This is a genomic window from Aliterella sp. E5.1, from assembly GCF_057473825.1.
This window is the reverse complement of sequence record NZ_JBYCCV010000114.1, coordinates 1-11,020: the sequence shown is the minus strand read 5'-3', so window position 1 is coordinate 11,020 and position 11,020 is coordinate 1. Positions and strand designations below refer to the sequence as shown.

Genomic DNA, 11,020 nt, shown 5'->3' with positions numbered 1-11,020 from the left:
GGAGCAATTGAAGTATACCCAGGCTGTTCGGGAATGGAAACTATGTCCCAGCTAATGAAGTTGGCAATACTATTTATAGTCATGTTTCCCACCAGCCTAACCAAAAAAATCATTGTTCCCCTTGCTGCCATTATCATTGCTTTTTTAGTTAATGCTGTTAGAGTGGCGCTTATGGCTTTTTTGGTAGCACAATCAAACCCCGAAGCCTTTGACTACTGGCACACCGGGACAGGATCGCAGATCTTCTTTTTAATTTGTACTTCACTTTTTGGTTGTTTTTGTTACCTAATTACCAAGCAAGGCGAAGATAAAAGTCACAACGAAATGGAGTTGCCTGACTCATGAAGTCTAAGCAGTTACGCATACCGTTACTGATATCTATTTTTGCAGGTGCTACTCTAGTTCTTGGTAAATTACTTTTAGATCCAAACATTGGCAAACGCCAGCTTACCCCCGTTGTATTTCCCCAAGCTGTACCTTTAAAGGGCTGGCAAATCCAAGCCAGCGAACCGTTTATTAGTAAAACTACTAATTACGGTCAAACTATAGGCAAACCTTTTGACCGGGGCAAACTGTACCGCTACAGCCAAAATAACCTCGTTCTCGATATTGAAATGGTCTATGAAATAGAAAGTCATAGCGCCTACCAGCAGTTTTTGAGAAACTATAGTCCTGTAGGGGGGGATGGAGCTAATGAGTTGTTCGTTGCCCGTCAACAGCCAGGAATAGGCAGTTATAGTATGTACGTTGTCAAAGATCGCGCGTATCTAACTACCTGTTTGAATCCTCGCGGTGGTAGTACCATGACTAGGCAAGAATTCAATGACAACCGTGATCGCTACGATTTGCTATCCGATCGCACAATTCCTTGGCTACTAGGTCAGCGTAGCCTGCGAGATACTCGTTGCTTATGGAACCATTTTTCCATACCCTTAAATAAGTCTTCCCCGCAGGCGGCTTATGCCTTGTTAGAAAAAGCGTGGATTTCTTGGTATCAGTGGTGGACTTTAAACTATCCCCAAGAATGATTTTTAGTGAAGGTGATTTGTAGTGATTGAAGGTTCTGCCCGCGTGACAAAAGCAAACAACAATGAATGGTGGTTCGCTCCTCTTTTTCGGATCGTCGGTTATGCGTTATTAATTTTGTCTTTATTTGACGTAATTGATATTTTTATACCGGCGCTATTTACGAACCCCGCGTGGGAATTTCAAGTGGTCAGAAGTTTGGTTGAGCGAGTCCCTGTACCTCTATTAGGAGCGGTGCTGGTATTTGCTGGCGAAAAAAGCCTAAAAATCTTTAAATTTTTATCCTGGGCTTGTTTAGTTGCGGGGTTATTATTTTTCTTGTTAGTACCTTTAGGCATTAATGCTAGCTGGAGGCTCGACAGGCAAAACGCTCAAGAACTTGGTACTAGAGTTACCCAACAAGCAACTCAACTACAGCAGTTGCAAACGGTACTCAATAAAGCAACCACCCCTGCCGAAATTCAAAGCGTATTAACGCGCCTTAATCCCCAAGCGGGTACGATCCCAACTCAAAACGTCGATCAGTTAAAAACTCAATTACTTACAAAAATTGCTGATGGGGAAAGGCAATTGAAAGCCCAAGCGGCAAATAATCGCGCCAATGCTCAAAGACTGCTGATCAAAAATGCAGTTAAATCAGTTTTGGGTGCTTTGGTTTCTGGGACAATATTTATTCTTGTCTGGAGACAAACTAATAAAGCGCTCAAAGCAAATCGACAAAGAGCGTAGAAGCTACTAAGTTAGCTGCCAAGTCGCAGGCGGTGCTGTTAAGTTAGTAATAGGAATATATAACCAGCTATTAAATTATGCGGCTTCTAGTTTTGGTTAAAGCAAAATCGCTCCTATTGCTAACTATTAGCCTCACCACGGCGATGTTTGTCTTGCCAGCACCCCCTGCGGCTAAGGCAAACCCCGTCGTCCCGTCACCCACTAATGCACCTTTGGAGTTGAGCTTGCTTGCTCCTAACGCCGCCGCTAAAAATGGTGTAGTTACTGCCACTAATATTTCTCAACAGCAACTAACTATTCCTAGTATTTGGTGGGCAAAAGAGCAGTTTGGTGGAAAGTTGCTAGACAATTGGTTGGCTTACCCAGCCGTAGGCAACAGAGCGCCTCGTATAGACTTAATTGTCAATCGACAAATTTGGAGCTTGCTAGATTACGTCGAGCGTTATACATTTGTCAATAATTTTGGCAATATTGCCCGCGATTACGGTTACAACGTCCGGGTATTCAATTATCAACAAGAGCTTTTAGCAACCTATACTTGCAACTTCAACGTCCAGCCTCGTTTATGCAATATGGCGAATCTTAACGCTTTGGGTAGAGCCAGCGTGCGCGGTTCTGGAGCGACTAGCAATTAAACCTGTATTGCTTGCCACATCGATTCGTACTGCTGTTTAGTTTCCGTGGGTAGTGGGAGTAAAAATTCGCTCTTGGCAAAAGTTTGGGCTTCAACCAACAACAAGCTTCTCAACCCTTCTTGAATATCTGCGGGATTAATTTCAATTGCCATCGGCGTTACAGCTTTGCTTAGGATGGAAATTTGCTTTTGGCTTTGGGGTAGCCAACAAAAATTAATCCATTGTTGAGTCAAATTGCGATCGGAGCTATTTTTCTGCGGGCTTACCCACACATCTGCCCAAATAGCACTTCCAGCGCTGGGGACAATAGCGGCAATTTCTTGATAGCGCTGAATAACAGGGATAACATCGGTTGACCAACCTACAGCTAACCAAGTGTCCCCTAAAATTAGCGGTTCCATATATCGATCGGAACTATAAAACTTGACTTGCTGATGGAGAGTTTTTAGTTGATTGGCTAATTCTGGAACTTGCTGTAAGTTTTTGGTGTTGTAAGAATAGCCAAGTTTTTTTAAAGTTAAGCCAATTACTTCTCGCGGCTGATTGAGCAAAGAAATGCGACCTCTTAATTCTTCTCGCCACAAGTCACTCCAATTTGTAGGTGTCCACCCCAAAGATTTAAACTTGTCGCGGTTATAGGCAATTACCGTGTTACCCCAACGATAAGGTGCAGCCCAAATTTTGCCCTTGGGATCGAGTTCGCCTTGGTCATTACGCCGGACAAGTTCTTGATAGCGTTGGGGTAGCTTTTGCCATTGGGGTAAATTGGCAATTTCTAGAGGCTGAATTAGTTTTTGAGCGATCGCATCGGTCAACCAAAAGTCTCCCAATGTCATCAAGTCTGCCACTTCTGGCGCTGATGGATTAATTAAAGGAATCGTCGGTAAGCGCCAAGGGCTAGTATTTTTGTCTGCTTTTGGTTGATGCCAAGACTTTAATAGGTCAAAGGCAGCGCTCAACTGTTCGACGGGGGTAAACTCTAAATCCGCAGGTTGTTTTAAACTAGCCCGGAATTGCCCCAACAACTGAGCAGGGATAGAACCTTTTAACAACTGCACTTGCAGCCTTTGTCTATCTTTACTGTTACAGCTTGCTAGTAACGGCAACAGCGCCATTGTGCTTGCTTTAATTAAAAAGTTCCTGCGATCCATAAACTTAAGGGCTGTAGCGCCGCTCCACACCAAAACCAATTAAATCGATCTTAGTTGGTATTTCCCCCGGTTGCGGGCGCTGATAGGTGATAATTGTCCGCATTCTTAAGTCTGGGGCAACTACGCGCATTTGATCGACAGCTACCGAACGCCGATAGTAAGTTGTCATCTCCAAAGCTTGACGTATGGGTTGATAGCTAAACCTTCCAGAAATCGCGCCCGCTTCAGAATAGCCTTGATCTCGCAGGTAAAAACCCTGAATTAATCCTGGTTCTAGGGCTATTTGGGCGCTTAGTGGTGGCGGTGGCAGGTCGGGAATTAGGGCTTGGCTAGGCAAGTAGGTATCGGGAACAAATAACGCCTGCAAACTCATCGATACCGTTTCTCCAGTTTCCGATCGCGTATCAAAGGCGATCGCAAATCCTGGAAATTTTTGTTTTTCTATCAACTTTGCGGCGGCTAAATCGATCAACGTAGATTGGGCTAATATCTCTTGCTTTCGATCTTGACTAATTAACTCTACTCTAAATTCTGTATAAGACCTTTCTATTTGCCCTTCTAGCAAGGAATGATAAATTCGCTCGGTTTTCCATAAACCACTGCAAGTATTAAAAAATTCGTCAAAACTTAACATTTCTAAGACCAAAATTTCTTTTTTTCAGATAGAAAACTTAATTGCTCAAAATTTTAGTTTTTCTCCTCTACCATACTAAGTTTTTTCGGAAAATATACAACCTTTTAGGCGGTTAACTGCTCTTATATTACTATCAGGATCTTTTCTTGTTGACTAGCTGATATTTAGCTAAAATATTTTCATAACCAAAACTTAAAAATTTGCTCCGCAGCTTATTTTTGGCTAGCAATAGGAGTTAATATAACTAAAATAACCGAATGTTTTTGCTACCAAGCTTTAATAGTTACTTTCATTTAGAAGTAACTATTAATGTATAGATATAAAACTAAAGTTTGCAATAGTTAAATGCTTTATAAGCAAACTGTACTTTTTCAAAACATTGTTTAGCATAAGAAAGCAGATTGCCATAGACCATGAGGGGATCAAATGGAGCCATTACAAAAACAGGTTACAACTTTAAGTCAAAAAGTAGATGCCTTGTATCAAGTCGTCGATCAATTAAATGGTCAAGTTGCTGATGCTTTGTCAGAATGCCGTTTGACCCCCGTGCAAGATGGAAATAACTTTTTAGCCGCCACACAAACCGGACGCTACCCAAGCTTAGGTTACAGCAGTCATAAACCAGCGATGGAACATAAAGATGTTCTCACCGACAACAATTCCCAAGACGCACACAAGTCTGGGGAAAAACAATTGACTCCAGAAATTCAAATCCGCAGGCTGACAGCCCAATTGACCGCCGCCTACAATCGGATTGCGGTGTTGGAAGAACAATTACTCGCTCAAAGAATCCATTAAAAAATATTCTTAAGTTAAGTAACTATATATTTGCCGATCAAGCTTTCAATCGCTTGGAGAATTTCTCCTTGCTGCCAACCTTGAGTCAAATTGGCGGCAATGCAAGTCCCACCTGCTCCCATCCCTTCCTTAACAAATCCTCCTTCGTAAGCCCGGAGTTGTTCGTACCGAGAAGACGCAAAACTTAGCTGGGTAGCAAGTAGCGGTACACTACCAATTTCTGCTGCTAGGTTAACAGTGTTTCCGGTAGGATCTTCTGCTACCCAACGGGTAGTACCAACAACAACTTGGGTCGGTTGCCAAGCCAAATCGTATGCTTTGACAATAGCTTGAATCAAAGCATAAACAGCCAGCATTTGCGTTCCCCCAGCCAACAAAACACCACAGTGGCGGCTGGCAGCAATTGCCATCCCTGCAACGACAATTTGCATGGGGTCGCCTAGGGCAGCTACTACTTGTAATGGATCGCTAAAAGCCCCTAGCAATAATTTTGCTTGTATTAACCCGGATTGCACTACTTCCCATTTTTGGGCATGGTTGCAAACAGGGTGACTGCTATTGACTTTCCCTGTGGCAGCAATCCCTAAGCCAGTTAAAACCGCAAGGGCGGTAGTAGTTCCCCCCACCACACACTCACCAATAATTACATATCCCTGTGGGGTCATTTCCGCCAGCTTTTCACCCCAAATCAAACCTTGCTCTAGTAAATGTTGTACGGTTTTTCGTTCTAGAGCGCAGCCTTGACTCAAACACTGAGCAGGAGTACCACCTAAATCTATAGTTGGGACAGTAGGCGGCTGGGGTAATCCGGCATTAAATAGGTAAATTGGTAAAGACAGCGCAGCAACAACCGCGCGAGAAATAAATACTGGAGAAGCACCAGCATGAAGCGGAGGCAAGGGATATTGGGGGTGTAACTGCACCCCGTTGGACAAAAATTCCGCGTCTGCAAGGCAAGTATACTGACGATCTTGAGGAGTTGCACCTGCTGCAGAAATTCCCGGAATTAAACCTGTTTCCGTAAAACCCAAAACACAGGCAAATACTGGTTTGCTACCCCGATAGCGTTGCAACCACTGCGTCCCTTGTTCCAATTGAGTGTAAACGCGAATCATAAGTAGCAGAAGGTAAGAAAAATCTGTACTCCAACCCCTGCGGTGTTATTCTTCATAATCCATCAAAACTTGTACCCAACGGGGAGGGCGAGGAATAGGATTACCCAACCTATCTAGCAAAAACCAAGCAGCTAGATGGACGGCGAATAAGTAAATAAAATTATTGAGAAATACTATAGCGATCGCCAGTGATTCTACTAAAACTACACTTGGTTGGGTTAGTAATCCAGCTTTGAGAAATAGCCATTCTAGTAAATTTGTTACTTGAGTAATGGAATATACCCAAACATCTTCTCCCGATAAAACCAGCAGCAACCACAGCCGGAAAAATACCCCGACTGCGCCTAACAAAGTTGCTAAACCAATAGAAACAATCCAAGGCGAGCGGCGTTTCCAAGTTGCGCCCAAAAGTACGCCCATCAAGCCATAAGGTACAACAAAAACAATACTGCGAGTAGGACCCATAAGTACCGAAAGCAGCAATCCTGAAACTAAAGCCCCCATCCAAGCCGTGCGACTGCCCCAACGCAGATAAAGCAAAGCAATAGGTACGGGGAAAAATATTTGTAATAGCGGACCTAAAGGAAAATAATAATTAATAAAATAAATTAGGCTGGCAGCACTAGCCAAAAAAGCTGTTTCTACCATTTTTAAGGGTGGTGCTGCCCGCAAATGCGGTTCGGTAAACTTGCTTGGCTTTACTTGAGGATCAACTTGAGAGGAGGAAAAATCGCTCATAAATGATATTAAAGACTTTTTCAAGTCTACTCGCTCTAGCCCAATAGTGCGATCGCCCTTTTTCCTAAATTACAGCCGTAGCAAAGTTACGGCAATTTTTCCAGCAAAGCAAACATCTACATCGGTTCCAGAAACGCGATCGCGTTTGGCATATTCTCCCACATAATAATAATCGTTTTCTTCTACGCGGTAGTTTACTGGTAGCGGCTGGGTACATGGCTGACAAAAAACAACTTCAGGATCCGGATCTCCAGGTTCTAAGTGAGGCAAGTTGACATTCCAATAAGTCCCAACTTCTATAGGGCGACTCATTAAATTTGCTAAAACCTCCGCCGTCCATCGAGCGGCAGTATCCCAATCTACATTTTTTTTGCCTCTAAGATAATGAGATACAGCAATTCCTGGAATCCCTTGCAAAGCTGCTTCGCGCACGGCAGCTACTGTACCAGAGATATAAACATCGGCTCCCATGTTTCCCCCAGCGTTGATCCCAGAAAGCACAAATGAAGCGTCCTGACATAGGTGAGACAAAGCTAGGCGCGTGCAATCGGCGGGAGTACCAGCAATCGCATACTCTGCAAGTGAGCGTTGCTGGACGCTAATCGCTTTAGTTGTCGTAACTTGGTGCCCGCAGCCTGATAGATGGTCTCTAGGAGCGGCTATCAAGACTTTGTTTCCCTCTACAGCTTTGAGTAGCGCCCGAATTCCTGGCGCATCTATACCATCATCGTTGGTCAAAATCAAAGTCATAATTTTTTACTAGACGGCGATTAACTGCAAGTCAAACTTTTTGGATTAAACGCCGTCCTAGCAATCCTTGGGGGCGAACTACAAGCATAATAAATAATATCGCAAAGGCAACCGCATCTTTATAAGCAGAGTAGTCGGCAGGAACAAATGCTTCAATTAATCCAATCAACAAGCCTCCCAATACCGCGCCGGGAATACTCCCTAGTCCCCCTAGCACAATTACAGCTAAACCTTTTAAGCCAAAATTAATCCCAAAAAAGGGACCAGAAATACTAACGCTAGAAGCTACTAATGTCCCTGCTAGCCCCGCTAAAAAGCTGCTCATAAAGAAAGTCACAACGATAAAAAAGTCGCTGTTAATACCTAGTAAACTAGCTGTTGTCGCATCTTCTGCGATCGCACTCATTGCTTTTCCGTGTTTTGTATGATTAATAAAGTAGGTAAGCAAAAGCAAAACTACTACAGATACGCCAAAAATTACTACCTGGACGGTACGAATGGGAATCGGATTTGTTGCCTTACCAAAGTTTATTGCTGGGGGTAAATTGCCGTAAGTGTTTGCCGGAAAAGTATAGCTTTCTGCGCCTACCAAATACTGAATCAAATTAACAATTACGACTGCTACACCCAAGCTAGAAACAACCGTTAATAAAGGGTCAGAGCCTTTTTTGCGCAAAGGACGGAAAGCTAAACGCTCGATAGCAACTCCGACTAATCCAGCGAGTATACTACCAGCAATTAATGCCAAAACAAAAGGTAGTTGTATAGGTAAAACTGCATTTGCCAACAATCCACTAAACCCAAAAGCATTGCCCATTAGGGCATAAGTAAAGTAAGCGCCAAGGGTAAATATTGCTCCGTGAGCAAAATTAATAATTCCCAAAATTGAGAATATTAAAGTATAACCCAGAGCAAAAATAGCGTAAGCGCTACCTATAGACAATCCATTTAAGAATGATTGCAAAAATACAGTTGTGTCCATAGTAAGACTATTTTATAAAAGCAAACTTCCCGCTATTTCCATCAGGACTCATATCAATTTGAGCTACATAAAACTCTTTTTGAATAATCTCACCTTCTGGACTAAAAGCTATTTCACCTAAAGGCGTTTGATATTTTCCTGCTAATAACTGCTTGTTCAATTCGCTCCGCAACTGGTTAATGGGCAAGCTGCTAACTTTTGTCTTGTTATCCACAGCTTTTAAAGCATCTACGTACACTTGAACTGCCGTAAAAGCTTGAGCGCTAAATTGAGGTGGTTCTTTCTTATACTGCTCTTGGTAAGCCTTGCGAAAAACACTATTAATTTCTCCTAAATGTTCGGGACTATAGGCTTGAGCAATAAGTACACCGTCACAAAGTGCCTTGCAAACAGCAAATACATTAGAAGTATTTAACCCATTTCCACCAATAATTAAACCTTCATAGCCAAGTTCTCTTAGCTGCTTAATTAAGTTTCCTCCATCTGCCGCTAAGCCAGAAATAATTACTAAATCAGGTTGCAACTTAATAGTATTTGTAGCCTGAGTCTGAAAATCTGTATCAGTGGTTTGAAATTTTTGGACAGTAACTAAATCTAATTTTCTTTCTTTAACAGTTTGCTGAAAAATTTCTGTCTCCGATTTACTAAACGCATCATTTTGGGCGTAAAGCACGGCAACTTTCTTAATTTGAGGATTAATTTTCAAAGCAGCCGCAACCGAGTTAGGAGCTACGATAGAAACTGGAGCGGAAACTCGTGCAATATACTCACCAATTTGAGGAATTCCTTTAGCTGTATTAGAAGGACCTAAAACTGGAACTTTTGCTCTTTCAGCTATAGGGTCAGCACTAAAAGCTTGTTGTGATAAGGTAGGACCAACTATGCCGACTACTTTGTCTTTGGTTATTAAGGCTTGAAAAGCATTAATTGTTCCTGCCTCATCTCCTGCGGTGTCTTGAAATACTATTTTAATTGGCGTACCATTAATTCCATCTTCAGAATTAAAATATTTTTCCGCAATTTTTACCCCAGCTACCTGTTCTTGACCAAGTAAAGCTACATTGCTAGTTTGGGCGACAGCAACTCCAATGGGAATAGGGCTTGATGATGTGGCGGTAGGGGTAGTTGTACTTGTTGTATTTTGGGTTTGATTACACCCAGAAATTAGTAAAACGAAACTAATAAATAAGCTGTAATTACAAAGATTAATTTTCATAGTCAAACTAAATTAGTAGCGATACCTACACTTGAGATCGCCTCTAAAGGCTCATCATAGGTTAATTTGTTACAAATACTACTATTGTTTGCTTCCCTTGACAAATTGAAATATTTTGTTTAGATGTAAGTTTTTTAAGGTAAAAAGAAAATTAATTATTACTCGTCAGAATGATCTACTGGTGCGGACGACATTACAGGTTCTTGATATAACGGCACAGTGAACATTACTGTAGAGCCTAGCCCTTCACCCATGCTAAAGAAATATACCTCGCCGCCCATAGCTTCTACAAGTTTTTGAGATATGGTTAATCCTAAACCCGTACCCCCGTAGGGACGTGTTAATGAACCATCTACTTGACTAAAAGTTTGAAATAGCTTTTCTTGTTTATCTAGAGATACGCCAATTCCCGTATCGACAACGCGAATTTTGACTATACCTGGAAGTGCTTGGTTTTGAAATATTACTTTTTTGCGGATGACATCGGCACTAATCGTAATTCCACCTTCATCAGTAAACTTAAGCGCATTACTAACCAAATTTAGCATTACCTGTAGCAGGCGCTTGTAGTTGCCATAAACAATAATTTCATCCGCCGTATCGGGTTTTTGAATTAAAAAGCTGAGGTTTTTTTGCTCAGCTTGAGGTTTAGTGAAGCTCTCTACATGACTAAATAACTCGTCTAGCTTGACTCGCCCAAGTTCTAACTCCATTTTGCCTGCTTCAATCTTAGCAATATCCAAAATATCGTTCAGGATATGCAGTAGATGGATAGCTGAACTGTACGCTTCCTTAATAAATTCTTCTTGTTCTTGGGGGTCGTCCGCCATCCCCTCCAAAATTAGCTTTAAAAAGCCAAGCATTCCATTTAAAGGCGTGCGAATTTCGTGAGAAGTATTTGCCAAAAATTCGCTTTTAAGCCGGGAAGCTTCTTCTGCTTGTTGACGAGCTTCTTCTAATTCTTTATATAAAGTAGCATGAGCGATCGCTGTTCCTACTTGCTCGGCGACTTCGCGCACTAATTCTACTTCATCTGCCGTCCATTGCCGTGGAGGAGTTGCTGCTTGATAGCCATTTTTATCGTTTGGCGGCAAGGGTAAACGCATACACTGCCTTAAACTAATTAGCCCGTTTGGTTTCCCCTGGTAATAAGTCGCAACCACAAGTAATGACTGCTGAAAAGAAGGATGGTCAATTTGGTCTACGACTACAGGTTCTAGGGTTTTTAGGGCTTGACTAAATCCCG

13 protein-coding genes are annotated in these 11,020 nt (G+C 42.2%); 5 read left to right on the top strand and 8 right to left on the bottom strand.

The window, feature by feature from the left end:
- From AC2VE5_RS21700 to AC2VE5_RS21685, 4 genes are all read left to right on the top strand, one after another.
- Positions 1 to 345 (top strand): archaeosortase/exosortase family protein (locus tag AC2VE5_RS21700; protein ID WP_486889765.1); only part of this gene is annotated, 345 nt, incomplete at its 5' end.
- Entirely contained in the window at positions 342 to 1,028 is a 687-nt protein-coding gene (locus tag AC2VE5_RS21695; RefSeq protein WP_486889764.1) for a cyanoexosortase A system-associated protein, read from the top strand. The genes AC2VE5_RS21700 and AC2VE5_RS21695, both read left to right, overlap by 4 nt.
- Positions 1,029 to 1,050: 22 nt before the next feature.
- Positions 1,051 to 1,755 carry an HpsJ-like protein, cyanoexosortase A-associated gene (gene hpsJ-A, locus AC2VE5_RS21690; RefSeq protein ID WP_486889763.1) on the top strand — a complete coding sequence of 235 codons (705 nt, stop codon included), beginning with the start codon at positions 1,051 to 1,053 and terminating at the stop codon, positions 1,753 to 1,755.
- A 77-nt stretch (positions 1,756 to 1,832) separates the two neighbouring features.
- Positions 1,833 to 2,390: a hypothetical protein gene (locus tag AC2VE5_RS21685; RefSeq protein ID WP_486889762.1), complete on the top strand. Its 558-nt coding sequence runs from the start codon at positions 1,833 to 1,835 to the stop codon at positions 2,388 to 2,390.
- Here AC2VE5_RS21685 and AC2VE5_RS21680 read toward each other — a convergent pair.
- Together AC2VE5_RS21680 and AC2VE5_RS21675 are read right to left on the bottom strand one after the other, a co-directional pair.
- Positions 2,387 to 3,541, bottom strand: coding sequence for an extracellular solute-binding protein (locus tag AC2VE5_RS21680; protein WP_486889761.1), 1,155 nt, complete (start codon positions 3,539 to 3,541; stop codon positions 2,387 to 2,389). The two genes, AC2VE5_RS21685 and AC2VE5_RS21680, sit on opposite strands and share 4 nt — an antisense overlap.
- Before the next feature lie 4 nt (positions 3,542 to 3,545).
- Positions 3,546 to 4,175 (bottom strand): phycobiliprotein lyase, encoded by a 630-nt coding sequence (locus AC2VE5_RS21675; RefSeq protein WP_486889760.1) that lies wholly within the window; start codon positions 4,173 to 4,175, stop codon positions 3,546 to 3,548.
- A 426-nt stretch (positions 4,176 to 4,601) separates the two neighbouring features.
- Here AC2VE5_RS21675 and AC2VE5_RS21670 point away from each other — a divergent pair, with 426 nt between their 5' ends.
- Complete coding sequence (locus tag AC2VE5_RS21670; protein WP_486889759.1) at positions 4,602 to 4,973, top strand: hypothetical protein; 372 nt, start codon at positions 4,602 to 4,604, stop codon at positions 4,971 to 4,973.
- A 14-nt stretch (positions 4,974 to 4,987) separates the two neighbouring features.
- Here the strand turns inward: AC2VE5_RS21670 and cobT are convergent, their stop codons facing one another.
- From cobT to AC2VE5_RS21640, 6 genes are all read right to left on the bottom strand, one after another.
- On the bottom strand, positions 4,988 to 6,088 hold the full coding sequence (gene cobT, locus AC2VE5_RS21665) for a nicotinate mononucleotide-dependent phosphoribosyltransferase CobT (RefSeq protein ID WP_486889758.1): 1,101 nt from the start codon (positions 6,086 to 6,088) through the stop codon (positions 4,988 to 4,990).
- A 45-nt stretch (positions 6,089 to 6,133) separates the two neighbouring features.
- The gene (locus AC2VE5_RS21660; RefSeq protein ID WP_486889757.1) at positions 6,134 to 6,826 is read right to left on the bottom strand and encodes a DUF2232 domain-containing protein; all 693 of its coding nucleotides are present in this window, start codon (positions 6,824 to 6,826) and stop codon (positions 6,134 to 6,136) included.
- Positions 6,827 to 6,895: 69 nt separating this feature from the next.
- A complete protein-coding gene (gene surE / locus AC2VE5_RS21655; RefSeq protein WP_486889756.1) occupies positions 6,896 to 7,576 on the bottom strand; it encodes a 5'/3'-nucleotidase SurE in 681 nt (226 codons plus the stop codon).
- 31 nt (positions 7,577 to 7,607) lie between these two features.
- The gene (locus AC2VE5_RS21650) at positions 7,608 to 8,558 is read right to left on the bottom strand and encodes a branched-chain amino acid ABC transporter permease (protein WP_486889755.1); all 951 of its coding nucleotides are present in this window, start codon (positions 8,556 to 8,558) and stop codon (positions 7,608 to 7,610) included.
- Positions 8,559 to 8,565: 7 nt separating this feature from the next.
- Positions 8,566 to 9,774 (bottom strand): ABC transporter substrate-binding protein, encoded by a 1,209-nt coding sequence (locus AC2VE5_RS21645; protein ID WP_486889754.1) that lies wholly within the window; start codon positions 9,772 to 9,774, stop codon positions 8,566 to 8,568.
- 158 nt (positions 9,775 to 9,932) lie between these two features.
- Positions 9,933 to 11,020: GAF domain-containing sensor histidine kinase (locus AC2VE5_RS21640; protein WP_486889753.1), on the bottom strand; the 1,088-nt coding region annotated here is incomplete at its 5' end.

Bases quoted from the DNA above. Each gene is read 5' to 3' on its own strand.
- AC2VE5_RS21695 (WP_486889764.1), top strand. From the start codon at position 342: ATGAAGTCTAAGCAGTTACGCATACCGTTACTGATATCTATTTTTGCA.
- AC2VE5_RS21685 (WP_486889762.1), top strand. From the start codon at position 1,833: ATGCGGCTTCTAGTTTTGGTTAAAGCAAAATCGCTCCTATTGCTAACT.
- AC2VE5_RS21680 (WP_486889761.1), bottom strand. From the start codon at position 3,541: ATGGATCGCAGGAACTTTTTAATTAAAGCAAGCACAATGGCGCTGTTG.
- AC2VE5_RS21675 (WP_486889760.1), bottom strand. From the start codon at position 4,175: ATGTTAAGTTTTGACGAATTTTTTAATACTTGCAGTGGTTTATGGAAA.
- AC2VE5_RS21670 (WP_486889759.1), top strand. From the start codon at position 4,602: ATGGAGCCATTACAAAAACAGGTTACAACTTTAAGTCAAAAAGTAGAT.
- cobT (WP_486889758.1), bottom strand. From the start codon at position 6,088: ATGATTCGCGTTTACACTCAATTGGAACAAGGGACGCAGTGGTTGCAA.
- AC2VE5_RS21660 (WP_486889757.1), bottom strand. From the start codon at position 6,826: ATGAGCGATTTTTCCTCCTCTCAAGTTGATCCTCAAGTAAAGCCAAGC.
- surE (WP_486889756.1), bottom strand. From the start codon at position 7,576: ATGACTTTGATTTTGACCAACGATGATGGTATAGATGCGCCAGGAATT.
- AC2VE5_RS21650 (WP_486889755.1), bottom strand. From the start codon at position 8,558: ATGGACACAACTGTATTTTTGCAATCATTCTTAAATGGATTGTCTATA.
- AC2VE5_RS21645 (WP_486889754.1), bottom strand. From the start codon at position 9,774: ATGAAAATTAATCTTTGTAATTACAGCTTATTTATTAGTTTCGTTTTA.